This is a genomic window from Aquicoccus porphyridii (assembly GCF_008369105.1).
GTDB lineage: Bacteria > Pseudomonadota > Alphaproteobacteria > Rhodobacterales > Rhodobacteraceae > Aquicoccus > Aquicoccus porphyridii.
This window is the reverse complement of sequence record NZ_VINQ01000228.1, coordinates 1-364: the sequence shown is the minus strand read 5'-3', so window position 1 is coordinate 364 and position 364 is coordinate 1. Positions and strand designations below refer to the sequence as shown.

Annotated in this window: 1 protein-coding gene; it reads right to left on the bottom strand. The window is 68.1% G+C overall.

The window, feature by feature from the left end; translation table 11 throughout:
* Positions 1 to 69: 69 nt before the first annotated feature.
* The coding region (locus FLO80_RS24300; RefSeq protein WP_188078420.1) for a prolipoprotein diacylglyceryl transferase family protein at positions 70 to 364 on the bottom strand (295 nt) is incomplete at its 5' end.

Below are 364 nucleotides of genomic sequence, written 5' to 3'. Positions count from 1 at the left end.
GAGCGGAAAGCCGGCTGCCCGGAGCGGATGACGCCTGCGACGTTATCCGCCCCGGGCACGAAAAGCGGCTCAGGCCGCCTTCGGCTGCGCCGCGTCGCGGCGGTAGGCCCAGACCATCAGGGCAATGCCGGCCAGCACCATCGGTACGCAGAGCACCTGGCCCATGGTCAGCCAACCCCAGGCGAGGTAGCCGAGCTGGGCATCCGGCACGCGGACGAATTCGACGACGAAGCGGCAGATCCCGTAGCACAGCACGAACAGGCCGGAGACCGAGGCGGTCGGCCGTGGCTTGCGGGTGAACAGCCAGAGGATGATGAACAGCTCCACGCCTTCCAGGGCGAACTGGTACAGCTGCGAGGGATGC